Source organism: Paraburkholderia sp. RAU6.4a (genome assembly GCF_050435625.1).
In the GTDB taxonomy this organism is placed as follows: Bacteria; Pseudomonadota; Gammaproteobacteria; order Burkholderiales; family Burkholderiaceae; genus Paraburkholderia; species Paraburkholderia tuberum.
Genome location: NZ_JBNDKQ010000002.1, coordinates 2,901,616 through 2,927,173, shown reverse-complemented (window position 1 = coordinate 2,927,173; position 25,558 = coordinate 2,901,616). Strand labels below are relative to the sequence as shown.

Here is a 25,558-nt window from a genome sequence, read left to right as displayed (position 1 = left end):
GGCATGTCGCGCCGCCGGAACCCGGCACCTCGCCGGGATAGGCTTACTCGACGGTCGGCGGATGCTCGAACGTGTGGAACGGAGCCGGGCTCGGCACGGTCCACTCGAGGCCCGTTGCGCCGTCCCATGGCTTGTCGCCCGCCTCGACGAGCTCACCACCGCCACGGTAGGCCGGCAGCGCCACCGCGAACAGGAAGTACACCTGTGACAGACCAAAGCCGAACGCGCCGATCGAGATCACCTGGTTCCAGTCGGTGAACTGCGCCGGGTAGTCGGCATAACGACGCGGCATGCCAGCGAGACCGACGAAGTGCATCGGCAGGAACGCGAGGTTGAAGAAGAACATCGACGCCCAGAAGTGGATCTTGCCGCGCGTTTCGTTGTACATCCAGCCGGTCCACTTCGGCGACCAGTAGTACCAGCCGGCGAACAGCGCGAACAGCGACCCCGCCACCAGCACGTAGTGGAAGTGCGCGACCACGAAATAAGTGCCGTGATACTGGATGTCGAGCGGCGCCATGGCGAGCATCAGACCCGAGAGGCCACCGAACGTGAACACGATCAGGAAGCCGACCGCGAACAGCATCGGCGTTTCGAAGGACAGCGAACCGCGCCACATCGTCGCGACCCAGTTGAACACCTTCACGCCGGTCGGCACCGCGATCAGCATCGTCGCGTACATGAAGAACAGCTGCCCCGTGACCGGCATGCCGGTCACGAACATGTGGTGCGCCCAGACCATGAACGACAGGATCGCGATCGATGCCGTTGCGTACACCATCGAGCTATAGCCGAACAGCGGCTTGCGCGAGAACGCCGGGATCACCTGCGAGACGATCCCGAACGCCGGCAAGATCATGATGTACACCTCGGGGTGCCCGAAGAACCAGAAGATGTGCTGGTACATGACCGGGTCGCCGCCGCCTGCCGCATTGAAGAACGACGTGCCGAAGTGACGGTCGAACAGCACCATCGTGATCGCGCCCGCCAGAACTGGCATCACGGCGATCAGCAGGTACGCGGTGATCAGCCAGGTCCAGACGAACATCGGCATCTTCATCAGCGTGAGGCCCGGCGCGCGCATGTTCAGGATCGTCACGACGATGTTGATACCGCCCATGATCGACGACGCACCCATCAGGTGGAGCGCGAAAATCGCGAAGTCCATGCCCGGGCCCATCTGCGTGGACAGCGGTGTGTACAGCGTCCAGCCCGCGGCGGTTGCGCCGCCCGGTGCGAAGAACGAGCCGACCAGCAGCACAGCGGCGACCGGCAGCAGCCAGAAGCTGAAGTTGTTCATCCGCGCGAAAGCCATGTCCGATGCGCCGATTTGCAGCGGCACCATCCAGTTCGCGAAGCCGACGAACGCCGGCATGATCGCGCCGAACACCATGATCAGCCCGTGCATGGTGGTCAACTGGTTGAAGAACTCGGGACGCATGATCTGCAGACCCGGCTCGAACAGCTCGGCACGGATCATCAGCGCCATCACGCCCCCGGACAGGAACATGGTGAACGAGAAGATCAGATACAGCGTACCGATGTCCTTGTGGTTGGTTGCGAACAGCCAACGACGCCAGCCATGCGGCGTTTCGTGGGCATGATCGCCGTGCACGTGCTCGTGGCCCGCGACTACATCGTGTCCGATGCTAGACATGACAATCTCCTAAAGCGAATTCTGCGGTGCTGACCATGAACACGTCAGGCTGCCGGGCTGATCTGAACGCGCCGTGCTTCCTTCGCGTCGGTGCCGCCGGTGATCGTTTCCGGCTTCTTCAAAATAATATGATCGTCGGCAATGCCGGATGCTTTCAGCGCGTCGCGAACGGCTTCGGCACGACTCTTCGCGAGCTTCGCGTTGACGTCGGCGGAGCCGGTTGCGTCGGTGAAGCCCGACAGCGTGAATTTCGCGTCCGGATGCGCCTTCGCGTAGGCCGCGGCCGCGTCGACCGCCGCTTTCGCGTCGGCCGGCAGCGTGCTCTTGCCGGTCTCGAAGTAGATGCTCGCCGGCAGCGCGGCCTCTGTGTTCGAAGCCGCCGCGCCAGCCTCGTTGCCCGATGCGGCCGATGCGGACGCCGCTTCTGCGCCCGACGCTGCTTGCGCGCCCGATGCCGCAACGGCGCCGCTCGCGGCAGCACCGGCGTTGGCCAGATGATCGCCGCCTTCCGGCAGCTTGCCGTTGCGCGCGTCGGCGACCTGCTTCGGCTGCAGGATGTCGCCCGTGTGGTTGCCCCACGAGTTACGTTCGTACGTGATCACCGCGGCGATTTCGACGTCGTCCAGCGTCGGCGCCCACGAAGGCATCGCGTTCTTGCCCTTCAACACGAGACTCACGTGCTGCCCGATCGGACCGTTGGCGATCTTGCTGCCGTCGAGCGCCGGGAATGCGCCCGCGCCCTTGCCGGTCGGCTGGTGGCAGACCGCGCAGTTCGCCGCGTAGACCTTGCCGCCGCGTTCCATCAGCTCGGCCATCGTGTAGGTCTTGTTCGGATCGTCCTGGCCGGCGGCCATTTTCTTCTTCTCCTCGTCGACCCACTTCGCGTAGTCGTCGGCAGACAGCACCTCGACGACGACCGGCATGAACGCGTGTTCCTTGCCGCACAGTTCGGTACAGAAGCCGCGGAACGTACCGGTGCGGTTGGCCTTGAACCACGTGTCGCGCACGAAGCCGGGAATCGCGTCCTGCTTGACGCCGAAGGCCGGCACGTACCAGGAGTGGACCACGTCGTTCGCGGTGGTGATGATGCGGATTTTCTTGTCGACCGGCACCACGAGCGGGTTGTCGACTTCCTGCAGATACAGCGTGGAGATCGGCTCACGGCCCTCGGTTTGCGCGCGCGGCGTGGCGAGCGTGGACAGGAAGCCGATGCCCTCGCCCGGACCCTTCACGTAGTCGTAGCCCCACTTCCACTGGTAGCCGGTGACCTTGATCGTGAGGTCGGCGTTCGAGGTGTCCTTCATCGCGACGACGGCCTTGGTGGCGGGCAGCGCCATCAGCACGACGATGACGAACGGCACGATTGTCCAGATGATTTCGACGGTGGTGCTTTCGTGGAAATTGGCTGCGTTGTGGCCTTTCGATTTGCGGTGCGCGAAGATCGAATAGAACATCACGCCGAACACACCGATGAAGATCACGGTGCACAGTCCCAGCATGAACATGTGGAGGCTGAACAGCTCCTCAGCGATTCTCGTTGCAGGCGGCTGGAGATTGATCGCGTTGACGGCAGGGCCGCCCGGAGCATCGCCCACTGCCAGGGCGGCACCGGCGAAAAGCAGTCCGCTCGTCGCCAGCACGCTCATGAGCGCTCGCTTGATTGTTTTCATAGCTTCCTTACCCAAATTTTCCATTCAAACCCCTCGACCCCGCTGGCAGCGTGTCGCGCCCCCTTGAACGCCGCGCGTCCGGCACCATCTAACAACGTGCCAGCCACATACGTAGTTCGCCTGCGAACTGCGCGCGCCGATTCTGCGCGAGGTGTTGCCCGATCATGATCGTCTGCCCGCGCGAGACCAGCTTGATCTGATCGCGCGGCGTTGCGCCCGGCTCTATCCGCACCCAGCGCGGATTGAATTCGAATTGCGTAATCTGCTCGGCGCTGACCTGCTCGATCACGAGCCGGTTCGGAAACAACCGGATGCGCTCGTAATCGACAGCATGACGCGCATATATTGCAAACGCGATACCTACGGCCAGCAATTCGATTCCGGTGAACGGCAACACCAGCCAGGCGCCGACCAGAACCAGCATGAATGCAATTGCCAACGAAAACAACGCAAGCGACACGTACAGACAGACGAACTGCCGCGGCGATATCGAACAGTTGCGCTTCATGGTCCAGTCCCTGAGGACCGGTTCTGAATCCGCCAGCAGATGATCTGATGCGCCCATCGCTGCCTCCTGCGAATCGTCGAGTCCGGCCTGCCTTCTTTTACTTCCGGATGCATCTCGCGGCCGCCGTTCGAGTCACTGTTTCCAGCATCACTCGCGAGCGCGCCAACCCCTACCGCATCACTTCATTTTGCAGCCCCGCGCCTCGGGCTTGCCACCCCAAATGTGGGAACCTCGGGTGACAAACTGACGCATTATAGGCGTGATCCATAGCATCGACAAGCAAGCCCCAATCGGCCCACAAGCCAGGCGCGACAAGCCTTCGCGCCATTTTGCCCAGCATTTTGCGGCTCTTTTGAAGGGCAAATCCCAGGCATAACGGATGTCCTCTTTACCGCTTTTGCAACACGTCAACCGCACCGTCGGCAAGCAGTTGATGACAGCACCGCAATCTGCTATCCACGCTTGCCCGGACCTCGTCCGATGTCCTCGAGCCGCACGATGCCATGTCCTTCCGCGGTGGTGCGCGGCACGGCTTTCCATGCGTGGCCGTAGATCACCTCGAAGGTCAGCGCGATCGTGCCGTCGGCGCGCCGGCGCGCTTCGAGCGCGGCGAGCAGGGCTTTGTGCAACCGACGCGTGAGCACGCCGTCATGCGCATCGCGCTCGAACGGGTACGCGCCCCAGCGACGCACGTCCGCGAGCAGCGACTCGGGCGACTTATAGGTGATCGTCAGCGTCTCCTGGTCCATCACCGGAATCTCGAAGCCGGCCTCGACGAGCATGTCGCCGAGGTCGTGCATGTCGACGAAGTCGATCACATGCTTGCGAGACCCGACGCCGTGCGCGGCCTCGATCTCGGCGTAGGCACCGCGCAACTCCTTCAGCGTATCGGGGCCGAGCGTGCTGAACATTAGCAGGCCGTTGACCTTCAGCACGCGCTGCCATTCGGGAAAGACCAGATCGGGCCGCGAGTGCCAGTGCAGCGCGAGGTTGGACCAGATGAATTCGAATGCGCCGGACGTGAATGGCAGCGCGGAGAAATCGGTTTGCGCGAAGCGCGGGCCACGCGCGCCGAGCGCCTTGCCGAGCGAGGCGGGAAGAAAGCGCCGCCAACTGGTGTCGCCGGCATCGTGACGCAGCGCGCGGCGGAGCATGCCGTGCGACAGATCAGCGCCGAACACCGGCGCCTCGGGAAAGCGTTCGCGCAATGCGGGGAGGTCTTCGCCCGCGCCGCAACCGGCGTCGAGCACGCTCGAGGGCGCCACCTTGATGTAATCGAGACGCTCGCGCATGCGCTGCGCAATCTCTCGCGGCAGGAACGCAACCTCGTCGAAGGTGGCAGCGCGACGGTCGAAAATACGCCTGAGGCGCCGTGAATCGTAGGCCGGACGGCCAGATTGAGCGGATGTGGGGGACATGGGTGTCGTGCTGGGCGTGAGCTCGAAGTATACTCGGTCGTTCCCCTCCATTCAGCGAGAACGGCTTTCACCGGCGCTCACTCGTGCGATTCCAGTCATTTTCTTCGTCGTGTCGAAATCAGGTGGCGCGTTTTGCGCGCGGTCTGCATTCGGCATGGCCGCGGGCCTTGAACGCCGCGCTGCCGAACCTGTGCGCGTTGTGCGGCAATTTGTCGCATAAGATGTTGTGCGACGGTTGCGACGCGGCCTACTGGAACGAGAGCCGGCTGCGCTGCACCGTTTGCGCGGTGCCGTTGCCGGCGTCACGCTGGGTCGCTCAGGCGCGGTATCGCTGCGCGGATTGCGTGGCCGAGCCGCCGCCGTTCGACGCGAGCTTCGCGCTCGCCGACTATCGCGCGCCGCTCGATACGCTCGCGGTCGGCCTGAAGTTCCGCGCCCGGCTGATGCTCGCGCGAGACTTCGCGCAACGCCTCGCGCGGCTCGCTGAAGCCAATTGGCACGACGCGGCCGAGCGGCCCGACGTGATCGCGCCAGTGCCGCTCGCCGGTCGCCGTCTGGTCGAGCGCGGCTACAACCAGGCCTGGCAGATCGCGCGGCCGCTCGCCCGGGCGCTCGGCGTGCGCGGCAACCCCACGCTGCTCGAACGAACGCTCGACACCGCGCCGCAATCGCGCCTCGATCTCGATGCGCGCCGGCAGAACGTCGGCCGCGCGTTTCGCGTCGCGCGCCCAGTGCGCGGCCTGCACGTCGGCATCGTCGACGATGTCATGACGAGCGGCGCGACGCTCGAAGCGCTCGCCCATACGCTGAAGGCCGCCGGCGCGCGGCGGGTTACGAACTTCGTCGCGCTGCGCACTCCGAAAAACTAGCTTTTACGTGGTCTTCTTATGTTCAACGTCGTTCTCGTAGAACCCGAAATTCCGCCCAACACCGGCAACGTGATTCGCCTGTGCGCGAACACCGGCGCCCGGCTGCACCTGATCGAGCCGCTCGGCTTCCCTCTCGACGACACCAAGATGCGGCGCGCCGGCCTCGACTATCACGAGTACGCGGAAATGAACGTGCATGCCGCTTGGGACGCGTTCATCGCGAAAGAAACGCCCGACGCGTCGCGCATGTTCGCATTTACGACGCGCGGCTCGGGGCGCTTTCACGACCACGCGTTTCAACCGGGCGACTGGTTCGTGTTCGGCGCCGAAACGCGCGGCCTGCCCGGCACGGTGCTCGAGCGCTTTGCGAACGAACAGCGCGTGCGTCTGCCGATGCGTCCCGGCAATCGCAGTCTGAATCTGTCGAATACGGTGGCGATCGTGGTGTTCGAAGCGTGGCGTCAGGCCGGCTTCGAAGGCGGCGCCTGACGGCGTTCGAGCTCGGCCTCGTAGCGTGCGAACATCGCGTCGTCGAAGCACGCGAACGTCACGTGCTTCATGTGTGGTGTGCGCGGCAACGTGTCGAGTACGGTCGCGACCGCGATGCTGACCGCATCGTCGGCGGGGAAACGGTAGATACCGCAGCTGATCGCTGGAAACGCGATGCTCGTGCACTGAGTTTCGCGCGCGACTTCGAGTGAGCGCTGATAGCACGATGCGAGCAGGTCGGCTTCGCCATGCGCGCCGCCACGCCACACTGGACCGACCGCGTGAATAACATGCTTCGCGGGCAGACGATAGCCGGCGGTGATTTTGGCGTCGCCGGTCGCGCAGCCGCCGAGCGTTTCGCATTCGCGCAGCAACTCCTTGCCGGCCGCGCGATGAATCGCGCCGTCCACACCGCCGCCACCGAGCAGCGAAGTATTCGCGGCATTGACGATCGCATCGACGGCGAGCGTCGTGATATCGACCACGCGCGCTTCGAGCGTGCACGTGCCAAGACTGAGATTGAAGGTGGGCATGGGAACCTCGCTGACCCGAGTCTCGCTCACGAAGTGGACAACCAGGCGAGGCAGCCGTTCAACGCGAATTTCCGCTAAACGGCTGATAAAAAAGGCTTTATTCCGCCTTCGAATCGCGCCGCAGGAGCGCGCTAACCGCATCGCGCGGCGCCACGCCGTCGAACAGCACCGCGCAGACCGCCTGCGTGATCGGCATTTCGATTGCATGAGCACGTGCGATCGAGAGTACCGCCCGCGCGCAGCGCACGCCTTCGGCCACGTGACCGAGACCGCCGAGGATGTCGTCGAGCGTGCGGCCCGTGGCGAGTTGCAGGCCCACGGTGCGGTTGCGCGACAGATCGCCGGTAGCAGTCAGAATCAGATCACCGAGGCCGGTCAACCCGGTAAAGGTTTCCGCGCGCCCACCGAGCGTCACGCCAAGGCGCGACATTTCGGCGAGGCCGCGGGTGATCAGCGCCGCGCGTGCATTGAGGCCGAGGCCGAGGCCATCGGCGATGCCCGTGGCGATGGCGAGCACGTTTTTCACCGCGCCGCCCACTTCGACGCCGACGACGTCGTCGCCGGTATAGATGCGCATCGCGCCGTGATGGAACGCCGCGACCGTGCGTTCGCGGCACGCCGCCGACGGGCTCGCGATCGTCAACGCAACCGGCAGCCCCTGCCCGACTTCGCGCGCGAAGCTCGGTCCGGACAACACGCCGTTGCTCGCATGCTCGGGCAATTCCGCCGCGACCGCCTGATGCGGCAACAACTGCGAATCCGCTTCGAACCCCTTGCACAGCCACACGATATGCGCGGGCACCTTGCCCGCATCGCGCATCGCGCGCAACAGGCCGCGCAGGCCAGCCACGGGCGTCGCGACCACGCACAGCGCATCGTCGTCGAGCGCGTGATCGAGCGCCACTCCGAGATCCGCTTCAAAGCGAAGCGCGGGCGGCAACGCGACGCCCGCCAGATAGCGGGCGTTTTCATGCGAAGTGGAAAGCTCGGCGATGAGCGCGGACTCGCGCGCCCACAATACCGTGTCGTGCCTTAAGGCCAGATGGCCGGCGAGGGCGGTGCCCCAGGCGCCAGCGCCGAGAACGGCGACTTTCATAGCCGGCACTGCGCGCGGCGCCTTAATGCGTGACGCCTTTTTGCGCCGCGCCGTCCTGCTGGGCCGCGCTCATCTGAGCGAGACGCTGCTCGTACAGCGCCTGGAAGTTGATCTCGGCGAGGTGGATCGGCGGGAAGCCGGCGCGGGTGATCGCATCGGCGATGTTCGAGCGCAGGTACGGGAACAGGATGGTCGGGCAGGCAATGCCGACGAGCGGGTCGATCTGCTCGGCAGGAATGTTGCGAATGTCAAAAATGCCGGCCTGTTTCGCTTCGATCAGGAACGCGACCTTGTCCGACACCTTGGCCGTGACCGTGCCCGTCACGAGAATTTCGAACACGGATTCGGCGAGGCGCTCGGCCTTCACGTCGACTTCGACTTCGACCGACGGCATTTCCTGCTCGAGGAAGATACCCGGCGAATTCGGCTGCTCGAGCGACATGTCCTTCAGATAGATGCGCTGGATGTTGAAGAACGGCTGGTTATTCTCGTCGGACATGATGGTGATTCCTGATAGGTGTGCGTGGCGGCGGCCGATGCACGCATGGGCCGCCAGATTATTGCGCCGGCTCGCCGGCTCCACGAGGAGCGCGTGCGCCGGCTTATCGAGTGGTCCGCCCGTTCGCGCGGCGCGAAACGCGCGAACTCAGGCTGCTTCGAGCAGCGGCGTCAGACCGCCCGCGCGATCGAGCGCGGAAAGGTCATCATAGCCGCCCACATGCGTCTCGCCGATGAAGACCTGCGGCACCGTGCGACGACCGGTCCGGGTCATCATCTCCTCACGACGGCCCGGGTCCTTGTCGATCAGTACTTTCTCAACGAGCTCGACGCCGCGCGACTTTAAAAGACGTTCGGCCATCTGGCAATACGGGCACACCTGGGTGCTGTACATGATCACTTTGTTCACTTGGCTGCTCCTTGTTTCACAACCGGCATACCGGCTTTCTGCCAGGCGTCGACGCCGCCCTCGAGAACATGGACTTCCGCGTATCCCGCTTCCTGCACGATACGCGCGGCCTTGTTCGACTGCTGGCCGGTCTGGCACACCAGCAGCACCGGGTTGCTCTTGTTCTTCGCGAGTTGCGTGACTTTCGCCTGCAACTCTGCGAATTCGAAATGCCGTGCCAAGGGCAGGTGCCCCTTGGCGTAATCGGCGGACGGCCGCAGATCGATGACCGCCGCGTTGCGCCGGTTGATCAGTTGGGTGGCTTCAGCGGCCGACAGGCCGCCACGTCCACGCCGACTGATGGTCGGCCACAGCAGCAACCCACCAGAGATAAGGACGATTGCGATCAGGACAAGGTTTGTGTATTCGGTGAAAAACTTCACGGAAGATCCGCCGGAAAGAGAGAAATCGAAAAGGTCAACCCGAGCATTATAAAATAACCGTTCGACGCGATGGCGATGCGCCGCCCGAGGCGCCGCACAGAGCGAGACCGCTTCCTCACTACCGACCGGCAACTCTCATGTACAAACTCGTTCTCATCCGCCACGGCGAATCGACTTGGAACAAGGAAAACCGCTTCACCGGCTGGGTCGACGTCGACCTCACCGAGCAGGGCAACCTCGAGGCGCAGCAGGCGGGCGGGCTGCTCAAGGAATCGGGCTATACGTTCGACATCGCCTACACGTCGGTGCTCAAGCGCGCGATCCGCACGCTGTGGCATGTGCAGGACCAGATGGATCTGATGTACCTGCCCGTCGTGCATTCGTGGCGCCTGAACGAACGCCACTACGGCGCGCTGTCGGGTCTGAACAAGGCCGAAACCGCCGCGAAGTTCGGCGACGAGCAGGTGCTGGTCTGGCGCCGCAGCTACGACACGCCGCCGCCCGCGCTCGAGCCCACCGACGAGCGCGCGCCGTACACCGATCCGCGCTACGCCAGGGTGCCGCGCGAGCAGCTGCCGCTGACCGAGTGCCTGAAAGACACGGTCGCGCGCGTGTTGCCGCTGTGGAACGAGTCGATTGCGCCGGCCATCAAGTCGGGGCGCAGCATCCTGATCGCCGCGCACGGCAACTCGATCCGCGCGCTGGTCAAGTATCTCGACAACATCTCGGACAGCGACATCGTCGGCCTCAACATCCCGAACGGCGTGCCGCTCGTCTATGAACTCGACGAGAACCTGAAGCCGATCAAGCACTACTATCTCGGCGACCAGGACGCGATCGCCAAGGCGCAAGCCGCGGTCGCGAGCCAGGGCAAGGCGGGCTGATCCGGCATTTCCGGGCGCGGCCCCACGCCACGAAAACGCGCGGGGCCGCACGCAGACAACCGGGCCGACAAGAAATTCTGTATTGCGCCCGGCGGTCAGATTCAGAGGCCCGCTGCAGGGTTCACCGTAGCGGCGAGCGCATCCGCTGGCCTTGCGCGGCAACGCTCAGTTCCGACCCGCCGAGTGCCATGTCGTACGGCTCGCCATCCGCGGCTCGGGTCGCAAGAACCAGGACCTTCCCGTACTGTCGAAGCACGATTGCCTGCACCGCGCCCTGAGCAGGCGGGTGTGCAGTTATACTTGTCCGTCCAATCTTTATCGACGCTGCCACGCGCTTCCGACCGCAACAGACTCTATGCGAAAGAACCTGAAAAATATCGGCCTGATTGCCGCGGGCCTTGCTACCGGTGTCTTTGCCACCCTGCAATACTCCGCCTCGGCCCAGCAACCCGCTAGCGCTGCGGTCGCCCCGCTGCCGCTAGACCAGCTCAGGCTTTTCGCCGAAGTGTTCGGGCAGATCAAGCACGAATACGTCGAACCGGTCGACGACAAGAAGCTGCTCACCGCCGCGATCAAGGGCATGGTGTCCAGCCTCGACCCGCACTCGTCGTACCTCGACAAGACCGACTACGAAGAGCTGCAGGAGCAGACCAAGGGCCGCTTCGCGGGCCTCGGCATCGAAATTTCGTCGGAAGACGGCCTGATCAAGGTAATTTCGCCAATCGAAGACACGCCCGCGTTCCGCGCCGGCATCCGTCCTGGCGACCTGATCACGCGCATCAACGACAAGCCCGTGCGCGGCATGACGCTCGACCAGGCGGTCAAGCAGATGCGCGGCGACCCGGGCACCAAGGTCACGCTGACCATCTTCCGCAAGACCGACGACCGCACGTTCCCGCTCACCGTCACGCGCGCGATCATCAAGGTGCAGTCGGTGAAGGGCAAGATCGTCGCGCCGGGCTTCGCGTACGTGCGCATCACGAGCTTCCAGGAACGCACCACGCCCGACCTCGCGGCCAAGCTGCAGGATCTCGCGCGCCAGGAGCCGAACCTGAAGGGCCTCATCCTCGACCTGCGCAACAACGGCGGCGGTCTGCTGCAAAGCGCGGTCGGCGTCGCGGGTGCGTTCCTGCCGCCGAATTCGGTGGTGGTGTCGACCAACGGCCAGATTCCGGATTCGAAGCAGATCTATCGCGACACCTACGATAACTACCGTCTGCAATCGTTCGACAGCGATCCGCTCAAGGACGTCCCGGCCATCTTCAAGACCGTGCCCATGATCGTGCTGACCAACGCGTATTCGGCGTCGGCGTCGGAAATCGTCGCGGGCGCGCTGCAGGATCAGCACCGCGCGCTGATTCTCGGCAAGACCACGTTCGGCAAGGGTTCGGTGCAAACCGTGCGCCCCCTGACGGCCGACACCGCACTGCGCCTCACCACCGCGTATTACTACACGCCGAGCGGCCGTTCGATCCAGAACAAGGGCATCCGCCCCGACCTTCCGGTCGACCAATACGCGGACGGCGATCCGGACGACGCGCTCGTGACCCGCGAAGTCGACTACTCGAATCACCTCGCGAACACGCAGGACCCGAACGAGAAGAAGGAAGCGGAGCAGCGCGAGCAGGAGCGCATGGAGCAACTGCGTCAGCTCGAAGAGCAGAACGACAAGAAGACGCCGGAACAGCGCCAGAAGGAGCGCGAACGCAAGCCGGTCGAGTTCGGTTCGGCCGACGACTTCATGCTGCAACAGGCGGTCGACAAACTCGAAGGCAAGCCGGTTCAGGAATCGAAGTCGCTGATGGAGCGCCGTCTCGCGCAGAACAAGCCGGGCACGTCGGCCTCCGCGCCGGTCGCGGTGAAGCCGACGCAACCGGTGCCGGGCGCATCGGGACCGGCGCCGGCTTCGGCACCGGCTCCCGCTGGCAAGTAAGCTGGCCGACAGGCAGCGAACCCCGCGCGTGTCTTCGCAGCACGATAGTCTGCGAAGACACGCCGCAACAGTTTCAGCAAAAGCCGCCGCCTAACCGGTGGCGCATCACGGCAAGCCGCAACCGCCACCCTCCCCGCGCGATTAAAATAACAGCCACGAATGCGCGCCGCGGCCCCTCGGCCTGCCTCTCCTTGCGCGACACAGCGACATAGCGACACACCCCACGCGCCCCGCCATGAATGACGATCAACTCCTTCGCTACTCCCGCCACATCCTCGTCGATGAAATCGGCATCGAGGCGCAGCAGCGTTTTATCGACGCCCACGCGATCATCGTCGGCGCGGGCGGGCTCGGTTCGCCAGCCGCGCTGTATCTCGCGGCGGCGGGTGTCGGCCGTCTGACGCTCGTCGATGCCGATACCGTCGACCTGACTAATCTACAACGACAGATCCTGCACGTGAGCGCGTCGGTTGGACGTAGGAAGGTCGAGTCCGGGCGCGACATGCTCGCGCGGATCAATCCCGAGGTCGTCGTCAACGCGGTGGCCGAGCGCGTCGACGATGCGTGGCTCGACCGCGAGGTGCCGCACGCGAGTGTCGTGCTCGATTGCACCGACAACTTCGCGACGCGTCACGCGATCAACCGCGCGTGCGTCAAGCATCGCGTGCCGCTCGTGTCGGGCGCGGCGCTGCGCTTCGACGGCCAGATCAGCACTTTCGATTTCCGCGATGAAGCGTCGCCGTGCTACGCGTGCGTGTTTCCCGAAGACCAGCCGTTCGAAGAAGTCGCATGCTCGACGATGGGCGTGTTCGCGCCGACGGTCGGCATCATCGGTTCGATGCAGGCTGCCGAAGCGCTGAAGGTGATCGGCGCAATCGGCACGCCGCTCGTGGGCCGCCTGACGATGCTCGATTCGCTGCGGATGGAATGGAACACGATGCGCATCGGACGTCAGCCGGATTGTCCGGTGTGCGGCCACGCGCACGGGTCTTGAGGCGGTTCTGCACTGCCCGTTCGCGTGACGCCGAAATAGCAGAACGCCGCACATGTGCGGCGTTTTTTCGTTCAACGAGGCACGACGATGCGCGTCAGATTCAAACCAGCGCGACCCGCTTGAGCGCCGCTTGCACCTCCTCCGGCTCGAACGAAGCCAGCACGTCGGCAACGGGCTTTTCGAGCGTCTTCAGGTGCGAGCGCAGCACCTCCTGCTTGACCTCTAGGAGTTGGCTCGGATGCATCGAAAACTCGGTCAGACCCATGCCGAGTAGCAGACGCGTCAACGCCGGATCGCCCGCCATCTCACCGCACACCGACACGGGCACGCCCGCGCGCTTCGCCTCGCGCAGCGTGAACGCGATCAGATGCAGCACGGCCGGATGCAGCGGGTCGTACAGATGCGCGACCGCGTTGTCCGCGCGATCGATCGCGAGCGTGTACTGAATCAGATCGTTGGTGCCGATCGACAGGAAATCGAGCCGCTTCAGAAACAGCGGCAACGCGATCGCGGCGGCCGGGATCTCGATCATCGCGCCCACCTGCACGTTCGGATCGTAAGCGATACCCGCGTCGTCGAGTTGACGCTTCGCTTCGCGGATCAGATCGAGCGTCTGGTCGATTTCCTGCGCGTGCGCGAGCATCGGGATCAGGATCTTCACCCTGCCGAACGCCGACGCGCGCAGGATCGCGCGCAACTGCGTGAGGAACATCTGCGGCTCGGACAGGCTCCAGCGAATCGCGCGCAAACCGAGCGCCGGATTCGCGGCGGTCTCGTAGCCGTCGCCGCCCATCGAATCGAGCGGCTTGTCGGCGCCGACGTCGATCGTGCGGATCGTGACCGGCAAGCCGTTCATCAGTTCGACCGCGCGACGATACGCGCTGAACTGCGCCTCCTCTTCGGGCATCCGGTGCTTGTGATTCATGAACAGAAACTCGGTGCGGAACAGACCCACGCCGGTCGCGCCCGATTCGACCGCCGCGCGCGCGTCGTCCGGCAACTCGATGTTCGCGCACAGTTCGATGCGCGTGCCGCACAGCGTTTGCGTCGGCGAGAACTTGAGCCGTTGCAGCTTGCGCTGCTCGAGCTCCTTCTCGCTTTGCCGGTACGAGTATTCCTCGAGCACGATCGGCGCGGGATCGACGATCACGATGCCGTGGTCGCCATCGACGATGATCAGATCGTCCTGGCGGATCAGCGCGCTCGCATGCTGCACGCCGACCGCGGCCGGAATGCCGAGGCTGCGCGCGACGATCGCGGTATGCGACGTGCGTCCGCCCAGATCGGTGACGAAGCCCTGGAACGTCTGCGTCTTGAACTGCATCATGTCGGCCGGCGCGATGTCGTGCGCGACCACGATCATCTCGTCGCAAGCGCCATGCACGTTGCCGACGATGCCCGGCGCGCCCGCGAGCGCCTTCAGCACGCGCTCGACGACCTGCTCGATATCGGCCTTGCGCTCGCGCAGGTATTCGTCTTCGATAGTGTCGAAATGGCGCGACAGTCTTTCGAGCTGCTCGGTCAGCGCCCATTCCACGTTGTAGCGGCGCGTGCGGATCAGGTCGATGGTTTCCTGAACGAGCATGACGTCGTTCAGGATCATCGTGTGAACGTCGATGAACGCGCCCATTTCGCTCGGGGCATCCGCGGCAAGATCGGCGCGCAATACGTTGAGTTCTTCATGCACGCGTTGCTGAGCCGCGCGAAAACGCCCGACCTCCCCTTCGATCTGGGGCGGTTCGATCAGATAGTGGTCTACGTCGAGTGCTGCCGGGGCGATCAGATAGGCCCGCCCGATGGCGATACCGCGTGACACGGGAATTCCATGCAGCGTGAATGACACGCGCACCTCCTCTAGTTGTGTAATGCCGCGGCAAACCGCTGCAATGCTCTCAGACTGTACTGGGCATTATAAATTCCGCGCCTTTTTGAAGTGTGTCGGCGGTGTGTGCAGCGCAGCACGGATTATCGCAATGAGGTGCCCTCGTACCCGGCGAAGCTTCGCTTTATACACGTCGCGCAAAACATATGGTTTAAACATTGAAAACGCATGTCGTCTTACGCACTCTTCCCGATGGCTTTCGCGCCGCTTCTAGATCCCTTTAATCTCGATTAACGGCGCGCCTCTTCTGATATTCAGATGTCGGCGGCGAAAAAAAACCGCGGACTGAGCCGCGGCATTTTCGGGTTTGTCGAACGCAAAGCGCGCGGCTTTATTGACCTTCGCCAAATTTATCGGCGATCAGTTTCAAGAGCGCGTCCATCGCGTCCTGTTCGTCGGTGCCTTCCGTTTCGATCAGCACGGTACTGCCGATGCCCGCGGCCAGCATCATCACGCCCATGATGCTCTTCGCGTTGATACGACGGCCATTGCGGCTCATCCAGATTTCCGCCTGGTAGTTGCCCGCGAGTTGCGTCAACTTGGCCGACGCGCGCGCGTGCAGCCCCAGCTTGTTCACAATTGTCGTTTCCTGTTGCAGCATGTGATGGTCCGAAGCGCGGGTGAATGAAATGGTGAAAAGTGTTACTGCAAAGCGGCTTCAATGCGATCGGCACCGTTGTGAAACCGCTTGAATCCGTCGAAGCTTGCCTGCGAACCAGCCCGGCTTACAGGCCGGTCGCGTCCGTCTTTTGCGTCAGATCGGCATCGGCCGGCAAAGCGGGAACACAGTCGGCGGCCGCCGCGTCAGGCGGCAGCGCCGGCAGGCACTCGGCAGCGCACGCTGGCGGCGTGACCGGTGTCGGCATCGCCGGTCCGATCGCGTGCACGCCCTTGGTCGCGCCGGCGAGCGCCTTGTCGACGAGCGTGTCGAGCGGCGTCGCGCGATAGCAGACCGCGCGCACCAGCATCGGCAGATTGACGCCGCACAGCACACGCACGTCCGGCACGGTGGCGAGCCGGCCCGCGATGTTGGCCGGCGTCGCGCCGAACATGTCGGTCAGCACGAGCGCGCCGTTCTCTTCCTTCAGCCGCACGACTTCCGAATTCGCGAACGCGACGACCTGCGCAGGATCGCAATCCGGCGACACGTCGATCACGCCGATACGCGCCGGCAAACCGCCATAGATGTGGGAAATGCAATCGCGCAACGCGGTGGCGAATGGAGCGTGCGCAATGATCAGAATGCCTGCCATGTCAGCCTTACTGCAAAAGAACGGCCCCAAACCGTGGACCGGGACTCGAGCCCGGTTCGCCATCGCCCCGGACCGGCCGTGGGTCGCGAGGGCGGGAATGCATCGTCGGGCGAGCGGGCATTGTAGCAGCCTCATTTTCGCGCCAATCCCGACGCCACGCCTGATGCGGATTTACTACACAGATTGGGGGTGCAGCCGGGCAATCAAGGCCGCTGCGTCGGCGCGCCACGCGAGCGCCACGCGTCAGCCGACCGCGCGCTCCAGCGCGTCGACGAACATCGCGGCGACGTCGAAGCCGGTCTGGTCCATGATCTCGCGGAAACACGTCGGGCTCGTGACGTTGACTTCGGTGAGCCAGTCGCCGATCGCATCGAGTCCGACCAGCAGCAGGCCGCGCGCCGCCAGCACCGGCGCGAGCGTATCGGCGATCTTGCGATCCTGCTCGCTGAGCGGCCGCGCGACGCCCAGTCCGCCGGCCGCCAGATTGCCGCGCACCTCATTACCCTGAGGAATGCGCGCGAGCGAGTACGGCACCGCTTCGCCGCCGATCAGCAGGATGCGCTTGTCACCTTCCTTGATCTCGGGGATGAATTTCTGCGCCATCACCGAGCGCGCGCCGTCGTGGCTCAGCATTTCGACGATCGAGCCGAGGTTCATGCCGTCCGCCTTCACGCGGAATACGCCCATGCCGCCCATGCCGTCGAGCGGCTTCAGGATCACGTCGCCGTGCTGTTCGTGGAACGCGCGCAGACGCGCCGGGTCGCGAGTGACCAGCGTCGGCGCGACGAACTGCGCGAACTCGCCGATTGCGAGCTTCTCCGAATGATCGCGGATCGCCTGCGGTTTGTTGAAGATGCGTGCGCCGCCACGCTCGGCCAGTTCGAGCAGCCAGGTCGACGTCACGTATTCCATGTCGAACGGCGGGTCCTTGCGCATCACGACCGCGCCGAAGCTCGCGAGCGCGCGCGGCGTGGCGGCATCGGCGGCAAACCAGACATCACGATGCAGATCCGTGGTGTCGCCGACGATCACAATGCGCTGCACGTTCGCCTCGACATCGCCGCCCGTCCACGCCAGATGCTTCGGCTCGCAGGTGTACACCGTGTGACCGCGCCGCGCCGCTTCGGCCATCATCGCGTAGGTCGTGTCTTTGTAGATCTTGAAATGGCTGAGCGGATCGGCGATGAAAAGAATGTCCATGAAAGTCCCGGTGCGCCCTGAGGGGCGTGACATTGTTCGTCAATATAGTCTTTGAAGACGGCGATGGCGGCACGCATGCCGCCATCCTGCCGCGCGAGGCGGCTTAGACCTGGATCGCTTCAGGATCGGTCTTTTCGAGTTCGACCGATGCGGCCAGCAACCCGAGCCGCGCCACGACGCCATACATATAGAAGCGGTTCGGCGGCGCCGCGCCGGGCTTCGCGTGCGCATCGGGCAGCGCCGTGTGTTCGAAGCCGAGCGGCACGAAGTGCATGCCCGGCGCGTTCAGGTTCTGGTCGCGCTCGCGGCTGCCGTGCACGCGATAGAAGCCGCCCACCACATAGCGGTCGATCATGTAGACGACCGGCTCGGCGACTTCCTCGCCGATGCGCTCGAACGTGTAGACGCCTTCCTGCACGATCACGTCGTGCACTTCGAGCCCGTCTTTGGTCGCGGCCATGCGCGTGCGTTCGCGCTTCGTCAGCGCGGCGACTTCCGACGCGTCGTGCACGGTCATCACGCCCATGCCGTAGGTGCCCGCATCGGACTTGATCACGACATACGGTTTTTCGGAGATGCCGTACTCGCGATACTTGCGCGCGATCTTCTTCAGCACGCCGTCGATCGCATCGGCAAGGGCTTCCTCGCCGGTGCGCTGCTGGAAGTCGACGCCCTCGACGTGCGCGAAATACGGATTGATCATCCACGGATCGATCTCGACCATCTTCGCGAACTTCTTCGCGACGTCGTCATAGCACGAGAAATGCGTCGACTTGCGACGCACCGCCCAGCCCGCATGCAGCGGCGGCAGCAGGTACTGCTCGTGCAGGTTTTCGAGCACGGGCGGAATACCGCCGGACAGATCGTTGTTCAGCAGGATCGAGCACGGGTCGAAGTTCTTCAGACCAAGGCGCCGCTGCGAGCGCTCGAGCGGTTCGAGCACCAGCTTCTGGCCGTCCGACAGCGCGATCGTGACCGGGCCGTTGATGGTTTCGTCGAGCGTGCCGAAGCGTACGTTCAGACCCGCCTGGCGCATGATCGACGCAAGCCGGGCGACGTTTTCGAGGTAGAACGCGTTGCGGGTGTGACGCTCGGGAATGACGAGCAGATTCTTCGCGTCCGGGCAGATCTTTTCGATCGAGGCCATCGCGGCCTGCACCGCGAGCGGCAGCACTTCCTGCGGCAGATTGTTGAACGCGCCGGGAAACAGATTGGTGTCGACCGGCGCGAGCTTGAAGCCCGCGTTACGCAGATCGACGGAACAGTAGAACGGTGGCGTGTGCTCCTGCCATTCGAGCCGGAACCAGCGTTCGATAGCGGGCGTGGCGTCGAGGATCTTCCGCTCGAGGTCGAGCAGCGGGCCGTTTAACGCCGTAACTAGGTGCGGAACCATTGATCACTCGCAGACTGGAGAAAAAAGATTGTAGAGCAAATGCTTTGTCCATTTGGGGACGGTTTCTCCATTCGCAAGCAGACTCGAATGCATTCTCCCTATCTCGATGATAGGCGCGGAAAATCACCGTTCGCAACCCGATCAGCAAGAAAAAAGCCCGCCATGAAGGCGGGCGAAATTGCTGCGCTTGCTTAACCATTTTTTCTTACTGACGGGCCCGGGAGCGCGGGCCCAACCGGGAAAGATTCTCCGTTATTCGACTTTCTCGCCGTGCAGGCTCACGTCGAGGCCTTCGCGCTCCTGCTCTTCGGTCACGCGGATGCCCATCACCAGGTCGATGATCTTCAGCAGCACGAAGCTCACCACGCCGCTGTAGATCAGCGTCGTCAGCACGCCCTTCGCCTGCAGGATCACGCTGCCGTCCGAGCCGCCGATGTCCTTGACCGCGAACACGCCGGTCAGCAGCGCACCGATGATCCCGCCGATGCAGTGCACGCCGAACGCGTCGAGCGAATCGTCGTACCCGAACTTGTGCTTGAGCCACGTGGCCGCCCAGAAGCAGACCACACCCGCGACGATACCGATCACGAGCGCGCCGAGCGTGCCGACGAAGCCCGACGCCGGCGTAATCGCCACCAGACCCGCGACCGCGCCCGACACGATACCGAGCACCGACGGCTTGCCCTTGGCTGCCCATTCGGCGAACATCCACGCGAGCGCCGCCGCGGCGGTCGCCACCTGCGTCGCGAACATCGCGAAGCCGGCACGGCCATCCGCTGCCACGGCCGAACCCGCGTTGAAGCCGAACCAGCCGACCCACAGCATCGCGCCACCGATCAGCGTGAGCGTCAGGTTGTGCGGCGCCATCGCTTCCTTGCCATAGCCGACGCGCTTGCCGAGCACCAGACAGCAGACCAGGCCCGCGATACCGGCGTTGATGTGCACCACCGTGCCGCCCGCGAAGTCGAGGATGCCCGCGCTAGCCAGCCAGCCGCTCGGCTCCCACACCATGTGCGCGATCGGCGAGTAGACGATGATCGACCACAGCGTCATGAACACCAGCATCGCCGAGAACTTCATGCGGTCCGCGAACGCACCGGTGATCAGCGCCGGCGTGATGATCGCGAAGGTCATCTGGTAGACGAAGTAGACCGTCTCGGGGATCGTCGGCGCGAGGTGGCTGACGGTCAGCGTCGTGGCCTTGTCGCCCTTGATGTAGTTCATGCCCGTCATGAACACGCGCGAGAAGCCGCCGATGAACGAGCCGCCAGGCGTGAACGCGAGGCTGTAGCCCACCACGGTCCAGACGATCGTCACGACACAGGTGATCGCGAAGCTTTGCATCAGCGTCGCCAGCACGTTCTTCTTGCGGACCATGCCGCCGTAGAACAGCGCGAGACCCGGGATCGTCATGAACAGCACCAGCGCGGTGGAGGTCAGCATCCACGCGGTGTCGCCGGAGTTGATCTTCGATGAATCGACCGAGAACGGTGCGGTTGGGGCGGCCGGCGCGGCCGCGGCGGCGGCCGATGCATCGGCGGCGGCCGGTGCGCTTGCGGCCGGCGCGGCGGACGCATCGGCGGCGGGAGCCGAGGCCGCCGGGGCAGCGGCTGCGGCGGAGGCGTCCGGTGCGGGCGCGCTCGCCGTCGTATCGGGAGCGGAGGCGGCTGCGGGAGCGGACGCATCGTCCGCGAGGGCGGTGCCGACACCGCCCGCGAGCAGCGAGCCGGCCATCAGCAGGGACATCATTAGTTTGCGCATCTTGGTTTTCCTCTTGTCGCTATCCGTGTCGCTATGTTCTGGTCTTTTACAGTGCGTCCGCGCCGGTCTCGCCGGTGCGGATCCGAACCACCTGCTCGATCGGCGTGACGAAGATCTTGCCGTCGCCGATCTTGCCGGTACGCGCGGCGCGCTCGAGCGCCTCGATCGCCTGATCGACGATGTCGTCGGATACCGCCGCTTCGATCTTCACCTTCGGCAGAAAGTCGACGACGTATTCGGCGCCCCGATACAGCTCGGTGTGGCCCTTCTGCCGTCCGAAGCCTTTGACTTCGGTCACCGTGATGCCCGACACGCCGATCGCCGACAGGGCTTCGCGCGCTTCATCCAGCTTGAACGGCTTGATGATTGCGGTAATGAGTTTCATGAAATCCTCGCTAGTTGTTGCTGATCCGTTATGCCCCGTGGCGTATCCGTGACGGCGGTCTCCTGCGCTACCGGGAAAAGCGCCCTGGCAGTGCGCGCGCGGGGCAGTAACAGCAACTCCTATGCCATGTTGTGTCGGAGCGCGCCTCGCGCGCGTGGCGCAGCGCGCCCGAGCGGCCTTGTCCGAACGGCCAGCGGCGCGGCGGGCGGTGGCGCGGCGGGGGGATCGTTGCTAGAGTGTTCGAACGTTCTGAACGCGAGGGCGCGCACCAAACACGCTCACGCGGCCGCGGCAACCAATACGTCGCGCACCAGGATCGCCCGTTCGCCGTAACGGGGCACGGGCGCAATGAAACATGCACTTTTTTTGTGCACCAAGGGGAACACGATGAAACAACCGAACGACGTTTTTAACGACTTCCAGGCTCGCGTCAGCGATCTGTTCAAGAATTCGCCGGCCAAGGATGTCGAACGCAACGTCAAGGCAATGCTGTCGCAGGGCTTCTCGAAGCTCGATCTGGTCACGCGCGAGGAATTCGATACGCAGACCCAGGTGCTCGTGCGTACGCGCGCGCGCCTCGAAGAACTCGAGCGCCGCGTCGCCGAGCTCGAGCAGAAATTGCCGCTCACGCAGACGCCGTAAGCGCTGCTCGCAGCCTTCGCGCTGCGCAGTGCCGCCCATCACAGGCAAGCGGGCCGTGACGTCATCAGCGTTTTAGGGGATTTGCGCGCGATGTGAGCGCGCCGTCCGACGGGAGAGAATATGTCGCTTGCCGTGGTGCGCAGCCGCGCGCCGGCCGCTGGCCGTGCGCCCGAAGTGACCGTCGAGGTTCACCTCGCCAATGGGCTGCCGTCCTTTTCGATCGTCGGCCTGCCCGACCTGGAAGTGCGCGAGAGCCGTGAACGCGTGCGCGCGGCGCTGCAGAACTGCGGTTTCGATTTTCCAGTCCGCCGCATCACCGTCAACCTCGCGCCCGCCGATCTACCGAAAGAGTCCGGTCGTTTCGATCTGCCGATCGCGCTCGGCATCCTCGCCGCCAGCGGGCAGATTCCCGCCGAATCGCTGCTCCATCGCGAGTTTGCCGGCGAGCTGTCGCTGACCGGCGCGCTGCGGCCGATGCGCGGCGCGTTCGCGATGGCCTGCGGCACCGCGCGCGGCGCTCTGGCGAACGCCGGCGACGCCGACGCTTCATCTGAAGCGCGTTCTGCGTTGCCCGCCCTCCTCGATCAACTAGCCGCACCGGCCTTCCATACCCCACAGCTTTACCTGCCGGCCGCGAGCGCGGCGGAAGCGGCGCTCGTGCCCGGCGTCGACGTGTTCGGCGCCGCCGATCTGCCGTCGCTATGCGCGCATCTCGCAGGCTCGCCGGACGCGCGTCTTAGTCCTGTCGCCGCGCCCGAGCTCAACGAGCACGCGGCTGCCCCGGCGCCGGACATGGCCGACGTGATTGGCCAGCGCGCCGCTCGGCGCGCCCTCGAAGTCGCGGCGGCCGGCGGCCATCACGTGCTGCTGATCGGACCGCCCGGCGCCGGCAAGTCGATGCTCGCGGCACGCCTGCCCAGCTTGCTGCCGCCCATGACCGACGACGAAGCGCTCGCCTCCGCCGCGCTACTGTCCGCGAGCCGCATCGGCTTCAAGCCGTCGCAGTGGCGCCAGCGGCCGTTTCGCGCGCCGCACCATTCGTCGAGCGCGGCGGCGCTGGTCGGCGGACGCAATCCGCCGCAACCTGGCGAGATCACGCTCGCGCATCTGGGCGTGCTCTTTCTGGACGAGCTGGATATTTAGCTTTCTACATTGATTTCATCAATGCTCATATGTGCATGTATATCAAGGAAAAAGAGCAGTTATCCACAGGTCTGTCTGCCCTGACAATTGTCAATCTGACCGTTCCCATGACAGCCGCTGCTTCCTTACATGTCTTACGTCGACAAATAGTGCGGTCAGAGCCGCCGGCATTCTCAAGATGAAGCCTGATGGCGGCAAAAGCGATATAGAGGCGTCGAGGCGGGGTTGTAGATGCTGTCCGATGCCTTTACAAAGCGCAAAGGACGTTAAACGTCAGCAAAAACAAACGTGAACGAGAATTCACGAATGAGTTTTCCATCTCGTTTTACAGGGAATGCTCACGCGTGTAGAGCTTGAGCCCGGGCTCGCGGCCGAAGACTGCGCTTTCGCGGTCGGTTCAGCCCCAAACTCGCACTGCCTTGGGTGCTGCAGCGCAACATCGCCACTACTAGTGGTTTACCCATTGCCGGGGCGCTGTTCATGACTTCCCGGTCATGGCAAAGGCCGTCATAGAATTGCAAGCCTCGCGCGTCATCTAACCAGAAGATGAGGAACGCAGATTGTCCGCATCGCGCTGGATACACATCGCGGACTCATGAAAGATGCTAAGGGACACAACCAACGGAACTCCTTCGGCAACTCTCATCTGATGTTGCTGTTCGCACGACCTCAGCGACTCGTCCAACAAGTCCGCTCTGACCGACTTTTTTATTTTTTGCAACTCCGCGAGCATCGCCTCTGCATCATTGAGATAAATTTCGAGGCTCTTTTCACTCGCGTGACCCAACTCTTTCATCACCTCCAGCTTGAGCGCGCGGCTACCGAGCATTGCCTCCTGAAACGAGCTTCGCGTCATTTTGTGGTGCTTCTCCATCAGGCGGCACAATCTTTCAACCGCAAACAAATGCCTGAACATATGCGCACATGCCTGCTCCTCGACGCCTGCCTCATGTCGTAGCGCTCCCATCCACTGAGTGATTGTGTTGTCACTCAACCTCTCACCAGTTGTCGAGCTGACGAACAGCCAGCCATCACCTCCCTCATCTTTTCCGTAAGCCTCAACAACGTCCTTCCTAAAATATTTCACAAATTGCAAAACCTCATTCAGCTCCCCGTGGTCTATTTCTATGTCTCTTGTGGTATGTCGCCTCTTCTTTACACTAGCAACTGTTAGCACGGCAACTTTCTTACTCATCGCTGCCTCTATGTCGGAAATCCTCAACATACAAAGCTCCGCCCTTCTCAAGCCAGTAACACGTAGCAGCCGCAAGATTAGGCGCAACTGCCTCTTCCGAAACATGGCGAATTTCTCAGATTTGATGCATTTCGGGACTGCGGCAGTTAGCTTGTTCAGTACCTCGAAACTCATAGCACGGCGAGTCTTGTACTCGTCGCGTGTGGGAAGCGCACTATGCTCCCAGACCAGCATGGTTCTCTTTGGAACCCCATGTTCTCCCCCATAGTCTTTCGAAACTTTTTGAGCGCGAATTACTCCGTTTCTTCCAATAAGGCCGGCGATTCCGTGGAGACTACCAACAAACTCTAAAAGGTCCAGCCAATCACATCCAATAGTATGAGCTGTGGTCCCGTTCCGGCGACCATTCTTCGCACTGCCGTCTCCGCGTTGAGTGTGCTCAATCAACGACTGCATGAACCTGCTTACCATCTCATCCGTGAGGTCGACAAAATCAGTCTTGTTTTGGTAGCACAAGCGAATAAGATGTGACAGATGAAACGCTTTGGTTCTCGGCGTTCCGCCTCTTATCTGAGTCGACGCGTGTCTCTCGATTGTGAGCGCGTGAAGGTAGGCAGTTGCCTCAAAGCACAGACGACCATCCGGCCAAGTCAGCTGCGTAATTCCTTTAGCGTCTTTGAATTTGCCGCCGTCATCTTCGACGCGGTCTAAGTACTCAAAATCGTGCAGTCGGACAATTAGCTGTTTCCCTTTCATGACGCTCCGCTCTCAGCGCCAGGAGGAGGGTTATGCAAGAAATTAAACAAAGCAAGCACGTCGGCACGGTTCTTTTTAACTTGCACCGATAATTCTGGAATATCGAACTGTTCGGCATAGCTATCTGCGTCGTATAGGAGCCGCCTAACCGCACCTACCAACTGCCAACAATCGGACCGAGCCTGCTCAAGTTTTTGTTCGGCTACTTTTAGCTTGCCTTCTGCTTCCGCCTTTGTTCCTCGACGGGGCCGACTTTGTTCAATTGAAACCGCCTGCAAGCTGTCTCGAGCCTTTAGCCGCGCTCTATCTAGTGCTTGCCATCCACCGGAGAGGTCTCTCTGCGCCGACCTTTTCAGCGTATTCAGACTGCAGCGCGCAATATCCAATGTTTCATAGCTGAACGCAGCGAGGCTACTCTGCGTCGCTAAAGCAGCGGCCAACGAATCTTCGGGCGCGCTAAAGAGAGTAGGCTGCTGCCTCACGGCCTGGAGCAGCAGAAACAGTCGACAAACGGAGACTGCCTCCTGGGACCTGATTGAGTCGATGACGCTACCTTTATCGGGCATTG

The 25,558-nt window shown here is 63.2% G+C and carries 24 protein-coding genes and 1 pseudogene; 7 read left to right on the top strand and 18 right to left on the bottom strand.

Going from position 1 to position 25,558, the window contains the following annotated elements; all coding sequences use genetic code 11:
* Positions 1–43 precede the first annotated feature (43 nt).
* The 4 genes from ctaD to OKW40_RS18315 all read right to left on the bottom strand — a co-directional run bounded on the left by ctaD (position 44) and on the right by OKW40_RS18315 (position 5,253).
* On the bottom strand, positions 44–1,657 hold the full coding sequence (gene ctaD, locus OKW40_RS18330) for a cytochrome c oxidase subunit I (protein WP_184062540.1): 1,614 nt from the start codon (positions 1,655–1,657) through the stop codon (positions 44–46).
* Positions 1,658–1,701: 44 nt separating this feature from the next.
* Positions 1,702–3,351, bottom strand: a complete 1,650-nt coding sequence (coxB, locus tag OKW40_RS18325; RefSeq protein WP_429490886.1) for a cytochrome c oxidase subunit II — start codon at positions 3,349–3,351, stop codon at positions 1,702–1,704.
* A 64-nt stretch (positions 3,352–3,415) separates the two neighbouring features.
* Positions 3,416–3,892 (bottom strand): DUF2244 domain-containing protein, encoded by a 477-nt coding sequence (locus OKW40_RS18320; RefSeq protein ID WP_184026596.1) that lies wholly within the window; start codon positions 3,890–3,892, stop codon positions 3,416–3,418.
* A gap of 395 nt (positions 3,893–4,287) precedes the next feature.
* Complete coding sequence (locus tag OKW40_RS18315; RefSeq protein WP_184062544.1) at positions 4,288–5,253, bottom strand: methyltransferase domain-containing protein; 966 nt, start codon at positions 5,251–5,253, stop codon at positions 4,288–4,290.
* A gap of 167 nt (positions 5,254–5,420) precedes the next feature.
* On the opposite strand from OKW40_RS18315, the gene OKW40_RS18310 reads away from it, so the two are divergent.
* Positions 5,421–6,122: a phosphoribosyltransferase family protein gene (locus OKW40_RS18310; RefSeq protein WP_429490884.1), complete on the top strand. Its 702-nt coding sequence runs from the start codon at positions 5,421–5,423 to the stop codon at positions 6,120–6,122.
* Between the two features lie 18 nt (positions 6,123–6,140).
* On the top strand, positions 6,141–6,611 hold the full coding sequence (trmL, locus tag OKW40_RS18305; protein ID WP_429490882.1) for a tRNA (uridine(34)/cytosine(34)/5-carboxymethylaminomethyluridine(34)-2'-O)-methyltransferase TrmL: 471 nt from the start codon (positions 6,141–6,143) through the stop codon (positions 6,609–6,611).
* Here the strand turns inward: trmL and OKW40_RS18300 are convergent.
* The 5 genes from OKW40_RS18300 to OKW40_RS18280 form a co-directional block, all read right to left on the bottom strand.
* Positions 6,584–7,144, bottom strand: coding sequence for an O-acetyl-ADP-ribose deacetylase (locus OKW40_RS18300; protein ID WP_429356545.1), 561 nt, complete (start codon positions 7,142–7,144; stop codon positions 6,584–6,586). The two genes, trmL and OKW40_RS18300, sit on opposite strands and share 28 nt — an antisense overlap.
* 97 nt (positions 7,145–7,241) lie before the next feature.
* Positions 7,242–8,240: an NAD(P)H-dependent glycerol-3-phosphate dehydrogenase gene (locus tag OKW40_RS18295; protein ID WP_429356544.1), complete on the bottom strand. Its 999-nt coding sequence runs from the start codon at positions 8,238–8,240 to the stop codon at positions 7,242–7,244.
* 22 nt (positions 8,241–8,262) lie between these two features.
* Positions 8,263–8,739 (bottom strand): protein-export chaperone SecB, encoded by a 477-nt coding sequence (secB, locus tag OKW40_RS18290; RefSeq protein ID WP_018419299.1) that lies wholly within the window; start codon positions 8,737–8,739, stop codon positions 8,263–8,265.
* A 147-nt stretch (positions 8,740–8,886) separates the two neighbouring features.
* Complete coding sequence (gene grxC / locus OKW40_RS18285) at positions 8,887–9,147, bottom strand: glutaredoxin 3 (RefSeq protein WP_184062552.1); 261 nt, start codon at positions 9,145–9,147, stop codon at positions 8,887–8,889.
* Positions 9,144–9,569, bottom strand: coding sequence for a rhodanese-like domain-containing protein (locus OKW40_RS18280; protein ID WP_090802869.1), 426 nt, complete (start codon positions 9,567–9,569; stop codon positions 9,144–9,146). Before OKW40_RS18280 ends, grxC begins: the two co-directional genes overlap by 4 nt.
* 137 nt (positions 9,570–9,706) lie before the next feature.
* Between OKW40_RS18280 and gpmA the strand changes: the two genes are divergently transcribed.
* From gpmA to OKW40_RS18265, 3 genes are all read left to right on the top strand, one after another.
* On the top strand, positions 9,707–10,453 hold the full coding sequence (gene gpmA, locus OKW40_RS18275; RefSeq protein ID WP_429356543.1) for a 2,3-diphosphoglycerate-dependent phosphoglycerate mutase: 747 nt from the start codon (positions 9,707–9,709) through the stop codon (positions 10,451–10,453).
* 355 nt (positions 10,454–10,808) lie between these two features.
* A complete protein-coding gene (locus OKW40_RS18270; protein WP_184062556.1) occupies positions 10,809–12,386 on the top strand; it encodes a S41 family peptidase in 1,578 nt (525 codons plus the stop codon).
* A 235-nt stretch (positions 12,387–12,621) separates the two neighbouring features.
* Positions 12,622–13,380, top strand: a complete 759-nt coding sequence (locus tag OKW40_RS18265) for a HesA/MoeB/ThiF family protein (protein ID WP_184054036.1) — start codon at positions 12,622–12,624, stop codon at positions 13,378–13,380.
* Between the two features lie 100 nt (positions 13,381–13,480).
* Here the strand turns inward: OKW40_RS18265 and ptsP are convergent, their stop codons facing one another.
* The 7 genes from ptsP to OKW40_RS18230 all read right to left on the bottom strand — a co-directional run bounded on the left by ptsP (position 13,481) and on the right by OKW40_RS18230 (position 21,254).
* Positions 13,481–15,223: a phosphoenolpyruvate--protein phosphotransferase gene (gene ptsP / locus OKW40_RS18260; RefSeq protein ID WP_090805570.1), complete on the bottom strand. Its 1,743-nt coding sequence runs from the start codon at positions 15,221–15,223 to the stop codon at positions 13,481–13,483.
* Positions 15,224–15,593: 370 nt separating this feature from the next.
* Positions 15,594–15,863 (bottom strand): HPr family phosphocarrier protein, encoded by a 270-nt coding sequence (locus OKW40_RS18255; protein ID WP_018419292.1) that lies wholly within the window; start codon positions 15,861–15,863, stop codon positions 15,594–15,596.
* Between the two features lie 124 nt (positions 15,864–15,987).
* Positions 15,988–16,515 carry a PTS sugar transporter subunit IIA gene (locus tag OKW40_RS18250; RefSeq protein WP_429356540.1) on the bottom strand — a complete coding sequence of 176 codons (528 nt, stop codon included), beginning with the start codon at positions 16,513–16,515 and terminating at the stop codon, positions 15,988–15,990.
* Between the two features lie 243 nt (positions 16,516–16,758).
* Entirely contained in the window at positions 16,759–17,715 is a 957-nt protein-coding gene (gshB, locus tag OKW40_RS18245) for a glutathione synthase (RefSeq protein ID WP_429490879.1), read from the bottom strand.
* 103 nt (positions 17,716–17,818) lie between these two features.
* Positions 17,819–19,108, bottom strand: a complete 1,290-nt coding sequence (gene gshA / locus OKW40_RS18240) for a glutamate--cysteine ligase (RefSeq protein ID WP_018434736.1) — start codon at positions 19,106–19,108, stop codon at positions 17,819–17,821.
* Positions 19,109–19,360: 252 nt separating this feature from the next.
* Positions 19,361–20,869, bottom strand: coding sequence for an ammonium transporter (locus OKW40_RS18235; protein WP_429490877.1), 1,509 nt, complete (start codon positions 20,867–20,869; stop codon positions 19,361–19,363).
* 46 nt (positions 20,870–20,915) lie between these two features.
* Positions 20,916–21,254, bottom strand: coding sequence for a P-II family nitrogen regulator (locus OKW40_RS18230; protein ID WP_013088261.1), 339 nt, complete (start codon positions 21,252–21,254; stop codon positions 20,916–20,918).
* Between the two features lie 387 nt (positions 21,255–21,641).
* On the opposite strand from OKW40_RS18230, the gene OKW40_RS18225 reads away from it, so the two are divergent.
* Together OKW40_RS18225 and OKW40_RS18220 are read left to right on the top strand one after the other, a co-directional pair.
* Entirely contained in the window at positions 21,642–21,896 is a 255-nt protein-coding gene (locus OKW40_RS18225; RefSeq protein ID WP_026228952.1) for an accessory factor UbiK family protein, read from the top strand.
* A 120-nt stretch (positions 21,897–22,016) separates the two neighbouring features.
* A pseudogene (locus OKW40_RS18220) lies at positions 22,017–23,030 on the top strand (YifB family Mg chelatase-like AAA ATPase); the annotation flags it as partial.
* Between the two features lie 544 nt (positions 23,031–23,574).
* Here the strand turns inward: OKW40_RS18220 and OKW40_RS18215 are convergent.
* Both OKW40_RS18215 and OKW40_RS18210 read right to left on the bottom strand, forming a co-directional pair.
* Positions 23,575–24,990: a tyrosine-type recombinase/integrase gene (locus OKW40_RS18215; RefSeq protein ID WP_429490876.1), complete on the bottom strand. Its 1,416-nt coding sequence runs from the start codon at positions 24,988–24,990 to the stop codon at positions 23,575–23,577.
* Entirely contained in the window at positions 24,987–25,556 is a 570-nt protein-coding gene (locus OKW40_RS18210; RefSeq protein WP_429490874.1) for a hypothetical protein, read from the bottom strand. Before OKW40_RS18210 ends, OKW40_RS18215 begins: the two co-directional genes overlap by 4 nt.
* Positions 25,557–25,558 lie beyond the last annotated feature (2 nt).

Excerpts from the sequence above, each read along its gene's own strand:
- ctaD (WP_184062540.1), bottom strand. The coding sequence starts at position 1,657 with ATGTCTAGCATCGGACACGATGTAGTCGCGGGCCACGAGCACGTGCAC.
- coxB (WP_429490886.1), bottom strand. The coding sequence starts at position 3,351 with ATGGAAAATTTGGGTAAGGAAGCTATGAAAACAATCAAGCGAGCGCTC.
- OKW40_RS18320 (WP_184026596.1), bottom strand. The coding sequence starts at position 3,892 with ATGGGCGCATCAGATCATCTGCTGGCGGATTCAGAACCGGTCCTCAGG.
- OKW40_RS18315 (WP_184062544.1), bottom strand. The coding sequence starts at position 5,253 with ATGTCCCCCACATCCGCTCAATCTGGCCGTCCGGCCTACGATTCACGG.
- trmL (WP_429490882.1), top strand. The coding sequence starts at position 6,141 with ATGTTCAACGTCGTTCTCGTAGAACCCGAAATTCCGCCCAACACCGGC.
- OKW40_RS18300 (WP_429356545.1), bottom strand. The coding sequence starts at position 7,144 with ATGCCCACCTTCAATCTCAGTCTTGGCACGTGCACGCTCGAAGCGCGC.
- OKW40_RS18295 (WP_429356544.1), bottom strand. The coding sequence starts at position 8,240 with ATGAAAGTCGCCGTTCTCGGCGCTGGCGCCTGGGGCACCGCCCTCGCC.
- secB (WP_018419299.1), bottom strand. The coding sequence starts at position 8,739 with ATGTCCGACGAGAATAACCAGCCGTTCTTCAACATCCAGCGCATCTAT.
- gpmA (WP_429356543.1), top strand. The coding sequence starts at position 9,707 with ATGTACAAACTCGTTCTCATCCGCCACGGCGAATCGACTTGGAACAAG.
- OKW40_RS18270 (WP_184062556.1), top strand. The coding sequence starts at position 10,809 with ATGCGAAAGAACCTGAAAAATATCGGCCTGATTGCCGCGGGCCTTGCT.
- OKW40_RS18265 (WP_184054036.1), top strand. The coding sequence starts at position 12,622 with ATGAATGACGATCAACTCCTTCGCTACTCCCGCCACATCCTCGTCGAT.
- OKW40_RS18255 (WP_018419292.1), bottom strand. The coding sequence starts at position 15,863 with ATGCTGCAACAGGAAACGACAATTGTGAACAAGCTGGGGCTGCACGCG.
- OKW40_RS18250 (WP_429356540.1), bottom strand. The coding sequence starts at position 16,515 with ATGGCAGGCATTCTGATCATTGCGCACGCTCCATTCGCCACCGCGTTG.
- gshB (WP_429490879.1), bottom strand. The coding sequence starts at position 17,715 with ATGGACATTCTTTTCATCGCCGATCCGCTCAGCCATTTCAAGATCTAC.
- gshA (WP_018434736.1), bottom strand. The coding sequence starts at position 19,108 with ATGGTTCCGCACCTAGTTACGGCGTTAAACGGCCCGCTGCTCGACCTC.
- OKW40_RS18235 (WP_429490877.1), bottom strand. The coding sequence starts at position 20,869 with ATGCGCAAACTAATGATGTCCCTGCTGATGGCCGGCTCGCTGCTCGCG.
- OKW40_RS18230 (WP_013088261.1), bottom strand. The coding sequence starts at position 21,254 with ATGAAACTCATTACCGCAATCATCAAGCCGTTCAAGCTGGATGAAGCG.
- OKW40_RS18225 (WP_026228952.1), top strand. The coding sequence starts at position 21,642 with ATGAAACAACCGAACGACGTTTTTAACGACTTCCAGGCTCGCGTCAGC.
- OKW40_RS18215 (WP_429490876.1), bottom strand. The coding sequence starts at position 24,990 with ATGAAAGGGAAACAGCTAATTGTCCGACTGCACGATTTTGAGTACTTA.
- OKW40_RS18210 (WP_429490874.1), bottom strand. The coding sequence starts at position 25,556 with ATGCCCGATAAAGGTAGCGTCATCGACTCAATCAGGTCCCAGGAGGCA.